Consider the following 18374-nt stretch of genomic DNA (forward strand, 5'->3'; position numbering starts at 1 on the left):
GCGGGCCCCAGATGCTTTCGCGTTTCTTCATCGACAGACCCATCTTCGCGTGGGTCATCGCCATCGTGATCATGCTGGCCGGGGCGCTCGCCATCCGGACCCTGCCGATCGCGCAATATCCCGAAATCGCCCTGCCCCAGGTCGCGGTCTCGGCCATCTATCCGGGCGCCTCCGCCAAGACGGTGGAAGACAGCGTCACCCAGGTCATCGAACAGAAGATGAAGGGCCTCGATGGCCTGGACTACATGTCCTCGACCAGCGACAGCTCCGGCGCGGCCACGGTCACCCTGACCTTCAAGGCCGGCACCGACATCGACATCGCCCAGGTGCAGGTCCAGAACAAGCTGCAGACCGCCACCGCGCTGCTGCCGCAGGAAGTGCAGCAGCAGGGCCTGACGGTCGCCAAGTCGGCCCGTAACTTCATGATGGTCGTCGGCCTCTATTCCGAGAATCCGAAGACCACCAACACCGACCTGGCCGACTATCTGGCCTCCAACATCCAGGATCCGCTGAGCCGCGTCGACGGCGTCGGCGACCTGCAGCTGTTCGGCGCCCAGTACGCCATGCGAATCTGGCTGGATCCGCAAAAGCTGGCCAGCTTCAGCCTGACCCCCGCCGACGTGGCCGCCGCGATCCGCGCCCAGAACGCCCAGGTCTCGGCCGGCCAGCTGGGCGGCGCGCCGAACCTGCCGGGCACGGGCCTGAACGCCACCATCACCGCCCAGTCGCGCCTGCAGACGCCGGAAGAGTTCCGCCAGATCATCGTCAAGAACACCACCGGCGGCGCCACCGTTCGCCTGTCCGACGTGGCCCGCGTCGAGCTGGGCGCCGAGAACTACACCTCGGTCGCCAAGTTCAACGGCCACCCGGCCGCCGGCCTGGCCATCAAATTGGCCCCCGGCGCCAACGCTCTGGACACCGCCGCGGCCGTGAAGGCTCGGATGGCCCAGCTCGAGAAGAACTTCCCGGCCGGCTACAAGTACGTCGTCCCCTATGACTCGACGCCGTTCGTGAAGCTGTCGATCGAGGAAGTGGTCAAGACGCTGATCGAAGCCATCGTGCTGGTGTTCATCGTCATGTTCCTGTTCCTGCAGAACTGGCGCGCCACCCTGATCCCGACGATCGCCGTGCCCGTCGTCCTGCTCGGCACCTTCGGCGTGCTGGCGGCCTTCGGCTATTCGATCAACACCCTGACCATGTTCGGCCTGGTGCTGGCCATCGGCCTGCTGGTCGACGACGCCATCGTCGTGGTCGAGAATGTCGAGCGCGTGATGTCCGAGGAGGGCCTCAGCCCCGTCGAGGCCACCCGCAAATCGATGCAGGAGATCACCGGCGCCCTGATCGGCATCGCCCTGGTGCTGGCCGCGGTGTTCGTGCCCATGGCCTTCTTCGGCGGCTCGCAGGGCGTGATCTACCGTCAGTTCTCCATCACCATCGTCAGCGCGATGGGCCTGTCGGTGATCGTGGCCCTGATCCTGACGCCGGCGCTCTGCGCCACCCTGCTGAAGCCGGTCAAGGCCGGCCACCACGACGAAAAGACCGGCTTCTTCGGCTGGTTCAATCGCAGCTTCAACGACCTGTCCGGTCGCTACCAGGGCTCGGTCCGGGGCATCCTGGGCAAGAGCGGCCGCTGGATGGCGGTCTACGCCGCCATCATCATCGCCATGGGTCTGCTGTTCATCCGCCTGCCCAGCGCCTTCCTGCCGGAAGAGGACCAGGGGATCATGATCACCCTCGTCCAGCTCCCGGCCGGCGCGCCCGAGCAGAAGACCCTGGCGGTGCTGGACACGGTGCGTAACCACTTCCTGCAGGACGAAAAGGACGCCGTGCAGTCGGTGTTCACCGTCTCGGGCTTCAGCTTCAGCGGCGCGGGCCAGAACGCCGGCCTCGCCTTCGTCCGCCTGAAGGACTTCGAGCACCGCAAGGCCGCCAAGCTCAAGGCCCAGGCCGTCGCCGGCCGCGCCATGGGCGCCTTCAGCCAGATCCGCGACGCCATGGTGTTCGCGGTGATCCCGCCGGCCGTGCCGGAACTCGGCACCTCGTCGGGCTTCGACTTCCAGCTGCAGGACATCGGCGGCGTCGGTCACGAGACGCTGATGAACGCCCGCAACCAGATGCTGGGCATGGCGGCGCAGGATCCGAACCTGGCGGGCGTGCGCCCGAACGGTCAGGACGACACCCCGCAGCTCAAGATCACCGTGGACCAGGCCAAGGCCGGGGCCATGGGCCTGACCACCGCCGACATCAACAGCGCGCTCAGCGCGGCCTGGGGCGGGAGCTACGTGAACGACTTCATGGACCGCGGCCGCGTGAAGAAGGTCTATATCCAGGCCGACGCCCCCTACCGCATGACGCCGGAGGACCTGAACCGCTGGTACGTCCGCAACGACCAGGGCCAGATGGTGCCGTTCCCAGCCTTCGCCACGGCCAGCTGGACCTACGGTTCGCCGCGCCTGGAACGCTATAATGGCCTCTCGTCGATGAACATCCAGGGCGCTCCGGCCCCCGGCAAGAGCTCGGGCCAGGCCATGGCCGCCATGGAGAAGCTGGCCAGCCAGCTGCCCCAGGGCATCGGCTTCGAATGGACCGGGCTGTCGGCTCAGGAACGCGAGTCCGGCAACCAGGCTCCGGCCCTCTACGGCATCTCGATCCTGGTGGTGTTCCTGCTGCTGGCCGCCCTTTATGAGAGCTGGTCGATCCCGCTGGCCGTCATCATGGTGGTGCCGCTCGGCATCGTCGGCGCCCTGCTGGCGACCTTCGCCCGCGGTCTCAGCAACGACATCTACTTCCAGGTCGGCCTGCTGACGACCATGGGTCTGGCGTCCAAGAACGCCATCCTGATCGTCGAGTTCGCCAAGGACCTCTACGAGAAGGGCATGGGCCTGGTCGAGGCGACGCTGGAGGCGGTCCGCATCCGTCTGCGCCCGATCATCATGACCTCGCTGGCCTTCGTCTTCGGCGTCCTGCCGCTGGCGATCTCCAACGGGGCCGGCTCCGGGGCCCAGCACGCCATCGGCACCGGCGTGATCGGCGGCATGATCTCGGCCACTCTCCTGGCGATCTTCTTCGTCCCGCTGTTCTTCGTGGTCGTCGAGAAGGTCTTCAAACCCAAGCACAAAGGCCATGACGAGGCCGTCGCCGAGCACGGCGGCGAGATCTCGTCGACGGAGGCCCACTGATCATGTTCCGTAGTCTCACCCTGATCCTGCTGGCCTCCACGGCGGTCAGCGCCTGCACCCTGGCGCCGAAGTACGAGCGCCCGGTCCTGCCGGTCGCCCCAGACCTGGTCCACGCCGACGCCGGAGCCGGCGGCCTCCGTCACGGCCGCCGACCTCGACTGGCGCCAGGTGCTGGTCGATCCGCGCCTGCAAGGCGTGGTCGACCTGGCCCTCAAGCAGAACCGCGACCTGCGCGTGGCGGTTCTGAACATCGAGAAGGCCCGCGCCCAGTACGGCGTCCAGCGTTCGGCCCTGTTCCCGGGCGTCAATGGGACGATCAGCGAGCAGCGCAGCCACACCCCGGCGGCGACCTCGCAGACCGGCCAGGCGCTGGAGATCGAGGCCTACAGCGCCACGATCGGCTTCACGGCCTATGAGCTGGACCTGTTCGGCCGCGTCCGCAGCCTGAACGCCCAGGCCCTGCAGAGCTTCTTCGCCACGCAGGAAACCAGCCGCTCGGTCCGCATCAGCCTGATCGCCGAGACCGCCAACGCCTGGCTGACCCTGGCCGCCGACCAGGAGCGCCTGGCGCTCGCCAGGGACACCCTGACGACCCGCGAGGACACGCTGCGCCTGACCCAGCAGCAGGTCGACGGCGGCGTCGGCTCGCTGGCCACCTTGCGCAACGCCCAGGTCCAGGCCGAGACGGCCCGCAGCGACGTGGCGGTCTACACCGCTCAGGTCGCCCAGGACCTCAACGCCCTGACCCTGCTGGCCGGGGCCGACGTGCCGGCCAACCTGCTGCCGTCGCGGGACCTGGCCTCGGCCCAGATCCTGGCCGACCTGCCCGCGGGCGTGCCCTCGGACGTCCTGGCCCGTCGTCCCGACGTGCTGGCCGCCGAGCACCAGTTGCGGGGCGCCAACGCCAATATCGGCGCGGCGCGCGCGGCCTTCTTCCCGCGCATCAGCCTCACCGGCTCGCTGGGCTCCAGCAGCGGCGAGCTGGACGGCCTATTCAAGAGCGGGACCAAGACCTGGAGCTTCACGCCCCAGATCAGCCTGCCGATCTTCGCGGGCGGGGCCAATGTCGCCAACCTGAACGTCTCCAAGGCCAACCGCGACATCGCCGTGGCGACCTACGAGAAGACGGTGCAGACGGCGTTCCGCGAGGTCTCCGACGCCCTGTCGGTGCGGGCCACGGTCGCCGACCGTCTCGCCGCCCAGGAACGCCTGGTCGTGGCCGCGACCGATAGCCAGCGCCTGTCGCAACAGCGTCGCGACGCCGGCCTCGACAGCGCCCTGACTTTGCTCGATTCCCAGCGCACCCTGTATTCGGCCCAGCAAGGCCTGATCACGGCGCGCCTGGCGCGAGCGACCAACCTCGTCACCCTCTACAAGACCCTCGGCGGCGGCGCGCCCGCGGCCTGAGGCTGAAACGAACAAGAGCTCCCCGGCGAGAGCCGGGGTGGTTCGCTGGCCATCATCCCCCACCCCGATGGTCACGAACGGAAGGGCGTTCTCCTCCCCCCATCCCTGGAGGCGCCCTTCCACCCTTGCGGTGGGACTTGCGTGTTCCGCCGCCGTTCAACGCGTACGCGAACGGGCGGGCCAACCCGGAATGGGCGCTGCAAGCCAGAGGTTGTGTGACCCTGAAAACGGTGGCGTTAGAGTCGCGCCATCGACACGAAGGCGGCTCTCCCAAGGTCCACCGTTGTGACGAACGTCAGGACCGACGCTCCAACCGTCGTCTCGGCAGGACCGCGCCACTGCCCCACAGGTTGGCGCGGTCTCTCGCCCCCTCAATCCGAAGCGGACAGACCCTAGAGCGGCAGCTGCACCGTGCTCTTGACCTCTTCCAGAACCGCATAGGTCCGCGTCTCGCGCACGCCGGGCATCTTGACCAGGATGTCGCCGAGGAAACCCCGATACGCCTCCATGTCGCGGACCCGGGCCTTGATCAGGTAGTCGAAGCCGCCGGCCACCATGTGGCACTCCAGGATCTCCGGCGCGCGGCGCACCGCCGCGGCGAAGTCCTCGAACACCTCGCCCGTCGTACGCTCCAGCACCACCTCGACGAAGATCAGCAGCGCCCGGTCGACCTTGGCCGGGTCCAGCAGCGCCGCGTAGCCGGTGATGTAGCCGCGCTCGCGCAGGCGGCGGACGCGGTCGAACGTGGCCGCCGGCGACAGGTTGCAACGCTTGGCGAGCTCGGCGTTGGTGATGCGGCCGTCGACCTGCAAAACCCTCAACAGGCGGCGATCGGTGTCATCCAGAGCGGAAATGGCCATATTGAACTTTCACCGAAGAAGCTTCGAAAATTATGACATACAAACGTAGCACATTCGCGAAGCTTAACGTTACACCTCCGATCGTTCCAGCCCCGCCCCGCGCTCTCCCCCTAAAAGGCGCCCGGCGAAAACGGTCAGTCCGTAAGGGCGGAACACACGCGACGCTCGCCCCTCTCCCCCTAACCGGGCGTCGCGCAAGAGAGGAAGGGGCGCGATACTCCCCCAGCACGCGCCCCTTCCTCCCTCCCCATTTCTTCACCCTCGCCTTAACAGCCGGCGTCTTCGCGCGCCTTCGGCGCCGCTGGAGCGGATGATCATTTCCGCTTTGCCGACCGAAGAAGATACGGAGCCTCAACGAGACAAACGAAGCACCTTTGGCCGAAGTCGAGTTAAACCGACGATATCCTAAAACACGGGAACGACCATGACCGACTTGGCCCACTGGGACAGCCTCGACGACGGCAAGTATCGCGACGAGGCCGCGGTGATCGCCGACCTGCTGGCCGCCAAGCCTCTCTCCAGCGAGGACCGCGCCGCCGTCCGCGCCGAGGCCGAGGCCCTGGTCCGCGGCGCCCGCCGCAGCGTCCGCAAGCAAGGCGTGGTCGAAAGCTTCCTGCAGGAGTTCAGCCTGGGCACCCGCGAGGGCCTGGCCCTGATGTGCCTGGCCGAGGCCCTGCTGCGCACCCCCGACGACGACACCCGTGACAAGCTGATCGCCGAGAAGATCGGCTCGGCCGACTGGGCCAGCCATCTGGGCGGCAGCGACAGCCTGTTCGTCAACGCCTCGACCTGGGGCCTGATGCTGACCGGCAAGATCGTCGAGCCCGACGACGACGCCAAGAAGGACCTGCCCGGCTTCATCAAGAAGATGGCCGGTCGCCTGGGCGAGCCCGTCATCCGCGCCGCCGTCGGCCAGGCCATCCGCATCATGGGCGAGCAGTTCGTCCTTGGGCGAACGATCGAAGCCGCCATCAAGCGCGCGGCCGGCGAGAACACCATGTGCTCGTTCGACATGCTGGGCGAAGGCGCCCGCACCGCCGCCGACGCCGAACGCTACGAGAAGTCCTACGCCGACGCGATCCAGACGGTCGGCAAGCTGTCGAACGGCGCCGGTCCGGAGAAGGGCCACGGCGTCTCGGTCAAGCTCTCGGCCCTGTGCCCGCGCTACGAGGCCACCCATGAGGATCGCGTGTGGGAAGAGCTCTATCCCCGCACCCTGCGCCTGGCCAAGATCGCCGCGAGTCATAACCTCAACTTCACCATCGACGCCGAGGAAGCCGATCGCCTGGCCCTGTCGCTGAAGCTGCTGGACAGGCTGTGCCGCGAGCCCGAACTCGGCGACTGGCAGGGCCTGGGCCTGGCCGTCCAGGCCTACCAGAAACGCTGCGGCGAGGTGATCGCGCGTCTCGAGGCCCTGTCGAAGGAGACCGGCCGCCGCCTGATGGTCCGTTTGGTCAAGGGCGCCTATTGGGACAGCGAGATCAAGCGCGCCCAGGTCGCCGGCCGTCCGGACTATCCCGTCTACACGACCAAGCCCGCCACGGACCTGTCGTACCTGGTCAACGCCAAGGCCCTGATCGCCGCCGCGCCGCACCTCTACGCGCAGTTCGCCACCCACAACGCCCACACCCTGGCGGCCGTGGTCCGCATGGCCAAGAACGCCGGCGTCAAGATCGAACACCAGCGCCTTCATGGCATGGGCGAGGCGCTCTACAAGGCCGCCGACGATCTCTATGACGGGATCACCCTGCGGGCCTACGCGCCCGTGGGCGGTCACGAGGACCTGCTGCCCTATCTGGTCCGCCGCCTGCTGGAAAACGGCGCCAACACCAGCTTCGTCCACGCCCTGCTGGACGAGCGCGTGCCGGTCGAGAGGGTCGTCACCGACCCGATCGATACGGTCGAGGCCCATCCCGATCGCCACGCCAAGATACCGACCCCGATCGAGGTTTATGGCCCGCGCCGCCAGAACAGCGCCGGCCTCGATCTGTCGGTGAAAGCCGACCGCGAACGCCTGCAAGCGGCCGTCGCCGCCCTGGACGGCGTGACCCTGTCGGCCGGCCCGCTGATCGACGGCAAGGTCAGCGCCGGGACTCCGCCCCTACCGGTGGTCGCCCCGGCCGACGACCACAAGGTGGTCGGCGCGGTCTCCGAGGCCCAGGCCTCTCAGATCGACGAGGCCTTCCGCCTGGCCCGCGCCGCGCAACCGGCCTGGGACCGCGCCGGCGGCCCCGCCCGCGCCAAGGTGCTGCGCGCCATGGCCGACGCGCTGGAAGCCGACATCGACCGCCTGATCGCCATCCTGGCCCGCGAAGCCGGCAAGACCCTGAGCGACGGCGTCGCAGAGGTCCGCGAGGCCGTCGACTTCTGCCGCTACTACGCGGTGCTGGCCGAGGATCAGTTCGGCGACGGCGAGGTGCTGAAGGGCCCGGTTGGCGAGACCAACACCCTGCGCCTGGCCGGTCGCGGCGTCTTCGTCTGCATCAGCCCGTGGAACTTCCCGCTGGCCATCTTCACCGGCCAGATCGCTGCGGCCCTGGCCGCCGGCAACGCCGTGCTGGCCAAGCCCGCCGAGCAGACGCCGCTGATCGCCTTCGAGGCCGTGAAGCTCTATCACGCCGCCGGCCTGGACAGCCGCCTATTGGCCCTGCTGCCGGGTCGCGGCGAGACCGTCGGCGCGGCCCTGACCGCCCACGAGGGTCTGGACGGCGTCGCCTTCACGGGCGGCACCGACACCGCCTGGCGGATCAACCAGACCCTCGCCCAGCGCCAGGGACCGATCGTCCCGTTCATCGCCGAGACCGGCGGCCTCAACGGCATGTTCGTCGACACGACGGCCCAGCGCGAGCAGGTGATCGACGACGTGATCGTCTCGGCGTTCGGCTCGGCCGGCCAGCGCTGCTCGGCCCTGCGCCTGCTGTTCCTGCCGGAAGACACCGCCGAGCACATCATCGACGGCCTGAAGGGCGCGATGGACGCCCTGGTCATCGGCGACCCGGCCCTGGCCGTCACCGACGTCGGCCCCGTGATCGACGCCGAGGCCAAGGACGCTCTGGACAGGCACCAAGTCCGCCTGACCAACGAAGCCAAGGTGCTGCACGCTCTGACCGCCCCGGACGGCGGGACCTTCTTCGCCCCGGTGCTGGCCGAGATCCCGGCCGCCGATTTCCTGGAACGCGAGGTGTTCGGCCCCGTCCTGCACGTGGTCCGCTACAAGCCGGAAGACCTCGAGCAGGTCGCCGGCGCCCTGGCGGCCCGTCGCTACGGCCTGACCCTGGGCGTCCACTCGCGGATCGAGAGCTTCGCGGCCGACGTCCAGCGCCTGGTCCCGGCCGGCAACGCCTATGTCAACCGCTCGATGACCGGCGCCGTCGTTGGCGTCCAGCCGTTCGGCGGCGAGGGCCTGTCCGGCACCGGCCCCAAGGCGGGCGGCCCCCACGCCCTACTGCGCTTCGCGGTCGAGCGCGCGGTCAGCGTCAACATCACCGCCCAGGGCGGCGACCCGGCGCTGCTGAATCTGTAGGACTTGACGCCATCGGCCGCCGGCGAGACTCTGCGCCCATGGCCGATGGCTTCGACATCCATATCGATCGAGAACAGGCCGCCCAACTGAAGGTCGCGGCGGACAGCGTCGGCATGTCTGCGTCCGAGTATGCGTTGGCCCTCATAGATGCTGGCTTAACGGGCGCGCTTCCGAAGAGTATCGATCCAGATCCCGCCATCGACGAGGCTATCGCCGACGCCATCGAGCGCGGCGAAGAGCCGACCATAACCCTCGACGAATTCAGCGCTCATCTGCGCCGCGTGAGCGCAGCCCTAGATTGACCTTCACGGTTTCGGTCTCGGTCCGCGCCAAACGAGACTTCAACCGTCTTGTCGTCTGGCTCTTAGTCCGCGACGCACGTGCTGCCGCCAGGCTTGGCCCGCTTGTCGAAGAGGCCGTGAACAGCCTGGCGGAAGCGCCCTTGAGAGGCCGCCTAGCCGGTCCGACTGTCCGCGAGATCAACATTCCCTTTGGCCAGCATGCCTACATCGTCCGCTATCGCGTCGATGGCTCGCAAGTGAACGTCATCCGTATCTTGCACAGCCTGCAGCGTCGGTAGACGCCACCGCTGAATCTGCGGCGGCCCATCTTCACAACCGTCACGCGTAGCGCCTAAGCTTCCCGACAAGAGTTAGGGGAGTTTCGGATCACATGCGTTTCCTGCCTCGCGCGGTCGTCGCCGCCGCCCTGTTCGCGCCCGCGATCGCCTCGGCCCAGGTCGGGCCGATCGTCGGTGACTGGTACGGGACGCTGGACACCCCGCGCGGCAAGCTGCCGGTGGTGTTCCACATCAAGCCGGACGGCTCGGCCACGCTGGACAGCCCCCGGCAGATGGTCAAGGGCATGGCGGCCAGCGCGACCCTGGCCGATGGCAAGATGACCCTCACCCTGAGCGCCGCGCCGGTGGGTTTCGAGGGAACGGTCTCGGCCGACGGCCAGGCCGTTCAGGGCGAATGGTCCCAGGGCGGGGCGGTCCTGCCCCTGACCATCAGCCGCGCCGCGCCGGTCGTGAAGCGTCCGCAAACGCCCAAGCCGCCCTTCCCTTATCGGGCGGAAGAGGTCTCGTACCGCAATCCGGCCTCGGGCCTGAAACTGGCCGCAACCCTGACCCTGCCCGAGGGACCGGGACCGTTCCCGGCCGTGGTGCTGATCAGTGGCTCGGGCACACAGGACCGCGACGAGACGATCTTCGACCATAAGCCCTTCCTGGTCATCGCCGACGCCCTGACGCGCAAGGGCGTCGCGGTGCTGCGGGTCGACGATCGCGGGGCGGGCGGTTCGGACAAGGGCGATCCTGCAACGGCCGGCATCCCCGCCTTCGCCACCGACGTGGCCGCGGGCGTCGCCTTCCTGCGGGCGCGCGGGGACATCGACCCGGCCCGCATCGGCCTGATCGGCCACAGCGAGGGCGGCCAGATCGCGCCGCTGGTCGCCGCGGAGGATCCCCGTATCGCCTTCCTGGTGCTGATGGCCGCGCCGGGCGTCGACGGAACCGCGCTGCTGCTGGCGCAGAACCGGGCGCTTTTCATAGCCAATGGCCTGCCTGCCGATCAGGTCGAGATCATGATGAAGAACCGGGCCGAATGGTTCCAGGCCGCCCGCGACGCCCAGGACGTCGATGACGGCCGGGCGCGACTGAACGCCGTCCTGGATCGTCAAGGCCTTCCCGCGACGTCGCCCCAGCGCGCCCAGGTGCTGGCCCTCTCCAGCGCGGCGGGACACTATATGCTGAACGCCCGCCCCGCCGACGCCCTGGCGAAGATCAAGGTCCCCGTCCTGGCCATCGGCGGCTCGAAGGACCTTCAGGTCGACGCCAAGACGAACCTGGCCGCGATCCGCGCGGCGCTGGCTGGCGACGCCGACGTCACGGTCAAGGAACTGCCGGGGCTGAACCACCTGTTCCAGACCGCCGATACCGGCCTCGTCGTCGAGTACGGTCAGATCGAGGAGACCATCGCCCCGGTCGCCCTGGCGACGATCGTCGACTGGACCGTCGCCCACGCGGCGAAGAAATGACCGCCTCGCGCCGCCAGTTGCTGGCCGGCCTCGCCGCCCTGCCGGCGCTGGGCGCGGCCGCCGCGCCGGCCAAGGGTTTCGTGTCCGTCAAGGACGGCCGCCTCGCGCTGGACGGCAAGCCCTACCGCTTCGTCGGCGCGAACCTCTGGTACGGAGCGTGGCTGGGCTCGCCCGGCCCCACCGGCGACCGCGCGCGGCTGGGACGCGAGTTGGACCGGCTGAAGGCCCTGGGGGTCACCAACCTGCGAGTCCTGGGCGCGGGCGAACGCTCGCCGGCCAAGGCCGCGGTGTCGCCGACGATGCAGGAGGAACCCGGCGTCTACAGCGCCGACCTGCTGAGCGGCCTGGATTTCCTGCTGGCCGAAATGGCTCACCGCGGCATGAAGGCGGTGATCTACGTCAACAACTTCTGGGACTGGTCGGGCGGCATGCCGGCCTATCTCAACTGGGTGGGCAACGGACCGTGGTTCGAGGCCGGCGACCCGAAACATCCGTGGCCAGAATATCCCGACTATGCGGCCCGCTTCTATGCCGACGCCAAGGCCAACGCCCTGTTACGCCGCTACCTGACCAGCCTAGTCCAGCGCACCAACAGCGTCACCGGCAAACCCTATCGCGACGACCCGACGATCATGGCCTGGCAACTGGCCAACGAGCCGCGTCCGGGCGGGACGGAAGCCAAGGCCGATACGCTGTTGCCGCCCTATTACGCCTGGATCCGCGAGACTTCAGGCCTGATCAAATCGCTGGATACCCGGCATCTGGTTTGCACCGGCAGCGAGGGCGCCATGGGATGCCTGCGCAGCGAGGCCTGCGCGCTGGAGGCCCACCGGCCGGCGACGATCGACTACGTGACCCTGCACGTCTGGCCTAACAACTGGAGCTGGATCGACCCCAAGAACCAGCCGGCGACCTATGCGGACGGCGAGGCCCGCTGCCGCGAGTACGTGACTCGTCACATCGCCCTGGCCAAATCGCTGAACAAGCCGCTGGTCGTTCGAGGAATTCGGCCTGATCCGCGACGCCCGCGCCTTCACTCCCGGCTCGGCGACCGCCGACAGGGACCGCTTCTACCGGACAATCTACGGCTTGGCTCTCGACGACATGAAGGCCGGCGGCCCGACGGCCGGGACCAACTTCTGGGCCTGGAACGGCGAAGGCCGCGCCCAGCATTCCGACGCCTGGTTCGCCCAGGGCGACAGGAGCTTCGTCGGCGATCCGCCCCAGGAGGAACAGGGCCTCTACGGCGTCTTCGACACAGACGCCGCGACCCTGGCGGTGATCGCCGAGCATGCGGCGGCGGTGCGGGGACTCTCAGCGAGCGGCCGCCAGCGCGACGGCCTGCCGCACCGCCTCCGGCAGGCGGGGGGCCAGGCGGCGGACCTTCAGGGCGGGTCCGTCGGTGTTGCGGAAGCCGACCAAGACGTCGGGTTCCACCCCGCCGATCTCGTTGGAGCCATCGGCCCGCAGGCGCAGGCAGTCCGGCAGCGACAGGCGGCCGCCGCTGTTCTTCAGCACCACGGGCCCGGCCTCGGTGGCGTGGCCGCAGCCGGCGCCCAGGGTCGGCGAGCCCAGGATGATCCCGGCCCTGTTGTCCTGGATCATCGCGGCGAATTCCTCGGAGGCGCTGGCCGACTTGCCGTCGACCAGCACGATCAGCGGGCCGGACCAGACCCCTTCGCGCCACGACCATTTCACCGGCTCGAACACCGACTGGCCCCACGGCTTGTCGGCCAGGGCCAGCGGATCGGCGGAAGCGCGCGGGCCACTGCTGTAGCCGGCGTCGATCAGCAACGGGCAGGCCTGGCCCTCGACGCAGGGCGCGCGAGCCTCGGCGGCGCGGCGGCGCAGTTCCTTGGCCTCGGCCAGCAGGGCGGCCTTGGCGGCCCCCCGCTCACCGCCGACATTGTTCTCGATATCCAGGGCCCGGGCGTCTAGCTGGTCGGCGGCCTGGGGCGAGCGCACCAGGCGCACCGGCGCGCTCTTCAGGCGTATGGACGTGACCATGCGGGCGGCGATTTCGGCCCATTCTCGGCCGCCGCCATTGCCGGCGAGATCGATCATCAGCACCTGCGCGCCCGCGGCCTTCACGGTCGCCAGACGCGCGGCGAAACGATCGGTCAGTTCCTGGTAGACGGCGGTGTCCAGCTTGTTCGAGCAGTCGCCGTCGCAAGGCTTGTCCAGTGGCAGCTTCAACTTGGCGGCCGCGGCCTCGCAGACGGCGGGGTCGGCCATGAAGATGGAGATCTGCACGACGCCGATCTTGCGGTCGTCGACGGTGACCAGACCGCCGGGGAACTCGCGCGCGCCCTCGCCCGTGTCCAGCGGCGTCCAGCCCGGCAGGCCCGAGGCGACCGGCGGGCGCGGCCGGAAGGGGCGCTGGTCGGCGCAGGGCGGAGCGGGCGGCCCGGAGACCTTGGGCGCCGGGGCGACCGGGCTCCAGTCGACCTGCACGTGGCCGTCGGCCAGGGACGCCAGGGCGCGATCCAGCAGGGCGCGCGCCTCGGCGTCGGACGAGGTCTTGGCCAGCCCCGCCTCGACGGCCTTGAAGCTGGTGTCGAGGTTCAGGCCCCGGTCGATCGTCAACCAGTCGAGATTGGCGTAGCGGCCGCTCAGCGCCGCGCGGATCTGACGGGCGTCCTCGATCCACGGCGCGGGATCGTAGGCCAGGGCGGGCGCGGCGAGGCCCATCAGGGCGACGGCGGCGACGGCGGCGCTGAGGCGCGAAATCATGAAGGGCTCCCCGGAAAGCTCTGCCAAGCCTCCTAGTCGCCGAACGCCGCTACGCCACGTTAAAACGACGAAAGGTGCGGGATTCGAGTGGACGAAAGTGGATTGTCACCGGTGTCATTCATGCTACCGCTACCGCAAAGCGCCTCAGAACGCGCCGGAGGAACCGCCGTGGAAGCCACTCAGACCCGCCGCACCCTGATCACCGGGGCCGCCGCCCTGGCCGCCTATGCCGCCCTGCCCCGCGCCGGCTATGCGGCCGAGAAGCGCTCTCCCGTCGTGGCCACCACCGCCGGCAAGGTGCGCGGCTATGTCGAGGACGGGGTCAGCGTCTTCAAGGGCCTGCGCTACGGCCAGGACACCGGCGGCGCGCGGCGCTTCACGCCGCCGATCAAGCCCGAGCCCTGGACGGAGGTGAAGGACGCCCTGACCTATGGCGCGTCCTGTCCGCAGGGCAAGGGCGAGGAAGAGGTCCAATCCGAGGATTGCCTGTTTCTCAACGTCTGGACCCCGGCCAAGGCCGGCAAGGCCGGCCTCGCGGATGGCGGCAAGCGGCCTGTGATGGTCTACATCCACGGCGGGGCCTACAACACCGGGTCGGGCAGCCATCCCTGGTACGTCGGGACGAAGCTGGCGAGGCGGGGCGACGTCGTGGTGGTGACGATCAACCACCGCCTGAACGCCTTTGGCTATCTCTATCTCGCCCGTCTGTTCAACGACCCATCGGTGGCCGACAGCGGCAATGCCGGTCAGCTGGATCTCGTGCTGGCCCTGCGATGGGTGCGCGACAATATCGCCGCGTTCGGCGGGGATCCCGGCCGGGTGATGCTGTTCGGCCAGTCCGGCGGCGGGGCCAAGATCGCCACCCTGCTGGCCCAGCCCAACGCCAAGGGCCTGTTCCATCGCGCCGCCACCATGAGCGGCCAGCAGGTCACCGCCGGCGGCCCGTTCAATGCGACCAAGCGCGCCAAGGCGTTCATGGAAAAGGTCGGCGCCCAGGACCTGGCGTCCTTGCGCGCCCTGCCGGCCGACAAGATGGTCGAGGGCCTGCGGGCCGTCGATCCGATCGCCGGCTCGGGCGGGGGTCTATATGGGTCCGGTGCTGGACGAGCGGACGCTGGACCGCCATCCGTTCTTCCCCGACGCCTCGCCGGTGGGCCTTGGCGTACCGATGATGTGCGGCAACACCCACGACGAGACCAAGGGCTTCATCGGCTGGGACGCCGGGGCCTTCCCCAAGACCTGGGACGAGGTGATCGCCCGCCTGCCGGGCCAGTTCAACGCGCGGATCGACATCGATCCCGAGACGGTGGTGGCCTTCTACCGCAAGACCTATCCGACCTATTCGCCGTCGGACGTCTATTTCGCCGCCTCGACGGCCGGCCGCTCGTGGAAGGCCGCGATCATCCAGGACGAGGAACGCGCCAAGGCCGGCGCGCCCGCCTTCGCCTACCAGGTCAACTGGAAGTCGCCGAGGGACGGCGGGATCTTCGGCGCGCCGCACACCATCGACATCGGCCTGGTGTTCGGCACGCTGGACGCCAAGGGCTCGATCGTCGGGACGGGGCCGGACTCGGTCGCCATGTCGAACACGATGAGCGACGCCTTCGTGCGCTTCGCCAGCACGGGCGACCCGAACGGCGGCGCTCTGCCGAGGTGGGAGCCCTACACCCTGCCCCGCCGCCAGACGATGGTGTTCGACACCACCTCGCGGCTGGAGGACGATCCGCGCGGGGCCGAGCGCGCGTTCTTCAACCGCGTGCCGTTCACCCAGTTCGGGACTTGATCTCGTAGGGAAGCGTCGGCGGCAGGTGCTGGACCAGGATCCGGGATGTCGGCTCCCGATCAGGCTCCACGGGCGGCGGCTCGCCGAAGACGGCCGTCCAGAGGGCGATCCACGCTTGACGCTCTTCGTACTGCACCGGGCGAGCTCCTTCGCGGGATCAAATCGCTCGGCGGAACAAGGGGTTGCTGGTTAAAACGCGGGTAACCAGGCTTTCGTGCTGTAGCTTCCGCTTGTCCATGGCTTGTCATCCCGATCGCCGCGAAGCGGAGAGCCGGGATGACAAGATCGTAGCGTTTACTGCGCCGCCTTCGTCGGACACACCGCTCCAGCCGGGTCGGCCGTCAGCTTCACATTGGCGATCGAGACCTGGAAGGTCCCGGCCGTGCCCAGGTCGAACGGCGCCGTGACCTTGGCGACGTCGGCCCCGGCGGCCTGGAAGCACTTCAGCGGGATCTTGACGCTGGCCCACTGACCGGTCGGCGACCCCGCCGGCGGGGTGACGTCAAGCTTGCCCGCGCCCATGGCCAGGATCACCGGCTTGGTCGCCGGCGCGTCGATGCGGTACTCGAAGCTCAGCGCCATGTCGGCATTGGTCTGGAACGACAGGTCCAGCGGCTTTTCACCGACGATGGTGACGCGGCCCAGCTTGTCGCCGGCGAAGGTGACCTGGCGGCCAGCCTCCTGGATGTTGCCGGCGTCGACCGGAACGATCTGCACCGACGACGAGGGCGAGGCCTTGAACTCGAACGGCGCGGGGGTCTTGCCGCCGACGAAGTAGGTCGCGACGTTGTCGGCGACAGCCTTGACGCCCGAGACCTCCGCCAGCTTTCCGACCTTGCCGGGCTTGGCGTAGGTCAGGCCGTAACCGTAGGCGAACAGCGGATCATAGCCCTTGTCGCCCTTGTTCAGGTTGAACTGGGCGGCCGTCCTGGGCCAGCTGAACGACAGCTTGCCGTGGAAGTCGGCGCGCGGCTTGCCGGCCTTGTCGCCGATCAGCACGTCGGCGATCCCGCCGCCTTCCGAACCGGGCAGCCAGGCGGCGACGAAGGCGTCCGAGGCGTTGATCTCGGGATTTACCCATAGCGGGCGGCCGCTGAGGAACACCGCCACCACCGGCACGCCCCTGGCCTTCAGGCGCTTGAGCAGGGCCAGGTCGGTCTTGGCCCCCGGCTGGTGCTCCAGAGTGGTCTTCAGGTCGCCGACACCTTCCGCATACGGATTTTCCCCAAAGACGACGATCGCGACATCGGGCTTCTTATCGAAGGCGCCATCGACAGCCAGGGTCGCGTGGCCGCCGCCGGCCTCGACCGCGGTCTTCAGGCCCGACCAGATCGACTCCGCGTTGGGGAAGTCGGCATTGGTGTTGCCCGTGCCCTGCCACGACAGGGTCCAGCCGCCCGACTGCTTGCCGATGTCGTCGGCGCCCGAGCCGGCGACCAGCACATTGGCCGAGCTCTTCACCGGCAGGACGCCGTCGTTCTTCAGCAGCACCAGCGACTTGCGCGCCGCCTCGCGGGCGATGGCGCGGTGCTCGGCCGAGCCGATCACGCCCTCGCGGCCCCCGAACGGACGGGCGGCCTGGAAGAGGCCCAGCTTGGCCTTCACCCGCAGGATGCGACGGACGGCGTCGTCCAGGCGGGCCATCGGGATGACACCCGACTTCACTTCGGCCAGGGTGTTGGCGTAGAGCGCCTTCCAGCTGTCCGGGGCCATGAACATGTCGAGGCCCGCATTGATCGAGGCCGGGCAGTCGGTGGGCTTGCAGCCCGGAACCTGGCCGTGACCGTTCCAGTCGCCGACCACGAAGCCGTCAAAGCCCATCCGCCCCTTCAGCACGTCGGTCAGCAGGCTCTTGTTCCCGTGCATCTTGGTCCCGTTCCAGCTGGAGAACGAGGCCATCACCGTCAGGGCGCCGGCGTTGATCGCGGGGACATAGCCCTGGGCGTGCAGGCGGATCAGGTCGTCTTCCGAGACCTTAGCATCCCCCTGATCGTGACCGTTCTCCGTGCCGCCGTCGCCCAGGAAGTGCTTGGCGCTAGCGGCGACATGGCCCTGCTGGATCACCCCGCCTTGCGAGACGGCGCCCTGGATGCCCAAGATCATCTGGGCGGCATAGTCGCGGACGATGGTCGGGTCTTCCGAATAGCCCTCGTAGGTCCGCCCCCAGCGGTCGTCACGCGGGACAGCCAGGGTCGGGCCGAACGCCCAGTCGAAGCCGGCGGCCGAGGTCTCGGACGCGGTCGCCTTGCCGATCCGCCGGATCAGCTCGGGATCGCGCGCCGCGCCCAGGCCGATATTGTGCGGGAAGAGGGTCGCGCCGACGACGTTGTTATTGCCGTGCACGGCGTCGATGCCGAAGATCAGCGGGATGTGCGTCCCGCCCTGACGCTGGGCCGCGCCCTCGCGAAAGGCCCTGGCGGTGTCGACCCATGGCTTCTGCGGCGAACGGTCGGGAGCGCCGATCGGCGGTGAGCTGCCGCCCCCCAGGATCGAGCCCAGGGGATAGGTCTTCAGATCCTCGGGCTTGATCTGGCCAATGTCGGCCTGGATCAGCTGACCGACCTTCTCCTCCAGGCTCAGCTTGGCCATCAGGCCGTCGACAAAGGCCTCGGTGGCCGGATCGACCAGACCCTGGCTCTTGGCCGCGGGCCACTTGGCGGCGTGGGCGGTCGCCTGCGGCGTCTCGGCGGAAACGGCGGCGGCGGACAGAAAGGTCGACGCCAACAGGGCGACGCAGAGGGTCCTGGTGTTCATGCTCCCCAACTCTTCTCGTTCGACGGCCACGTCGCCGCGCTCTTGGACAACGTTGTCATGGCGAGGGTCGCGGAGGCAAGTGGTCAGGCCACCTCGTG

9 protein-coding genes and 3 pseudogenes are annotated in these 18374 nt (G+C 68.8%); 8 read left to right on the top strand and 4 right to left on the bottom strand.

The annotated features are described in order from the left end of the window. Positions 1 to 11 precede the first annotated feature (11 nt). Both ACHMW8_RS02695 and ACHMW8_RS02700 read left to right on the top strand, forming a co-directional pair. Positions 12 to 3179 carry an efflux RND transporter permease subunit gene (locus ACHMW8_RS02695; protein ID WP_125155494.1) on the top strand — a complete coding sequence of 1056 codons (3168 nt, stop codon included), beginning with the start codon at positions 12 to 14 and terminating at the stop codon, positions 3177 to 3179. A 2-nt stretch (positions 3180 to 3181) separates the two neighbouring features. Next, positions 3182 to 4586: pseudogene (locus ACHMW8_RS02700) on the top strand (efflux transporter outer membrane subunit). Positions 4587 to 4978: 392 nt separating this feature from the next. On the opposite strand, the gene ACHMW8_RS02705 reads toward ACHMW8_RS02700, so the two are convergent. Beyond that, positions 4979 to 5446 carry an Lrp/AsnC ligand binding domain-containing protein gene (locus tag ACHMW8_RS02705; protein ID WP_125155492.1) on the bottom strand — a complete coding sequence of 156 codons (468 nt, stop codon included), beginning with the start codon at positions 5444 to 5446 and terminating at the stop codon, positions 4979 to 4981. Positions 5447 to 5879: 433 nt separating this feature from the next. Between ACHMW8_RS02705 and putA the strand changes: the two genes are divergently transcribed. From putA to ACHMW8_RS02730, 5 genes and pseudogenes are all read left to right on the top strand, one after another. Next, the gene (gene putA / locus ACHMW8_RS02710; protein WP_395445877.1) at positions 5880 to 8969 is read left to right on the top strand and encodes a bifunctional proline dehydrogenase/L-glutamate gamma-semialdehyde dehydrogenase PutA; all 3090 of its coding nucleotides are present in this window, start codon (positions 5880 to 5882) and stop codon (positions 8967 to 8969) included. Positions 8970 to 9007: 38 nt separating this feature from the next. Beyond that, a complete protein-coding gene (locus ACHMW8_RS02715; protein ID WP_395444672.1) occupies positions 9008 to 9271 on the top strand; it encodes an antitoxin in 264 nt (87 codons plus the stop codon). Beyond that, positions 9268 to 9549: a type II toxin-antitoxin system RelE/ParE family toxin gene (locus ACHMW8_RS02720; protein WP_395444673.1), complete on the top strand. Its 282-nt coding sequence runs from the start codon at positions 9268 to 9270 to the stop codon at positions 9547 to 9549. Before ACHMW8_RS02715 ends, ACHMW8_RS02720 begins: the two co-directional genes overlap by 4 nt. Positions 9550 to 9641: 92 nt before the next feature. Then, positions 9642 to 11006 carry an alpha/beta hydrolase family protein gene (locus ACHMW8_RS02725; RefSeq protein WP_395444674.1) on the top strand — a complete coding sequence of 455 codons (1365 nt, stop codon included), beginning with the start codon at positions 9642 to 9644 and terminating at the stop codon, positions 11004 to 11006. Continuing rightward, positions 11003 to 12320, top strand: a pseudogene (locus ACHMW8_RS02730) (mannanase); the annotation flags it as partial. The gene ACHMW8_RS02725 and the pseudogene ACHMW8_RS02730, both read left to right, overlap by 4 nt. Here the strand turns inward: ACHMW8_RS02730 and ACHMW8_RS02735 are convergent. Then, complete coding sequence (locus tag ACHMW8_RS02735; RefSeq protein ID WP_395444675.1) at positions 12321 to 13739, bottom strand: S41 family peptidase; 1419 nt, start codon at positions 13737 to 13739, stop codon at positions 12321 to 12323. A gap of 120 nt (positions 13740 to 13859) precedes the next feature. Here ACHMW8_RS02735 and ACHMW8_RS02740 point away from each other — a divergent pair. Then, positions 13860 to 15522 (top strand): annotated as a pseudogene (locus ACHMW8_RS02740) (carboxylesterase/lipase family protein). Here ACHMW8_RS02740 and ACHMW8_RS02745 read toward each other — a convergent pair. Together ACHMW8_RS02745 and ACHMW8_RS02750 are read right to left on the bottom strand one after the other, a co-directional pair. Next, entirely contained in the window at positions 15503 to 15658 is a 156-nt protein-coding gene (locus ACHMW8_RS02745) for a hypothetical protein (RefSeq protein WP_395444676.1), read from the bottom strand. The pseudogene ACHMW8_RS02740 and the gene ACHMW8_RS02745 overlap by 20 nt on opposite strands. A gap of 158 nt (positions 15659 to 15816) precedes the next feature. Continuing rightward, positions 15817 to 18285, bottom strand: a complete 2469-nt coding sequence (locus tag ACHMW8_RS02750; protein ID WP_395445878.1) for a glycoside hydrolase family 3 protein — start codon at positions 18283 to 18285, stop codon at positions 15817 to 15819. Positions 18286 to 18374 lie beyond the last annotated feature (89 nt).

Origin of the sequence: Caulobacter sp. UC70_42 (assembly GCF_044056025.1) — a bacterium.
Taxonomy (GTDB): domain Bacteria; phylum Pseudomonadota; class Alphaproteobacteria; order Caulobacterales; family Caulobacteraceae; genus Caulobacter.

Coding starts and splice junctions, on each gene's coding strand:
- ACHMW8_RS02705 (WP_125155492.1), bottom strand. CDS start 5,446: ATGGCCATTTCCGCTCTGGATGACACCGATCGCCGCCTGTTGAGGGTT.
- ACHMW8_RS02695 (WP_125155494.1), top strand. CDS start 12: ATGCTTTCGCGTTTCTTCATCGACAGACCCATCTTCGCGTGGGTCATC.
- ACHMW8_RS02735 (WP_395444675.1), bottom strand. CDS start 13,739: ATGATTTCGCGCCTCAGCGCCGCCGTCGCCGCCGTCGCCCTGATGGGC.
- ACHMW8_RS02725 (WP_395444674.1), top strand. CDS start 9,642: ATGCGTTTCCTGCCTCGCGCGGTCGTCGCCGCCGCCCTGTTCGCGCCC.
- ACHMW8_RS02715 (WP_395444672.1), top strand. CDS start 9,008: ATGGCCGATGGCTTCGACATCCATATCGATCGAGAACAGGCCGCCCAA.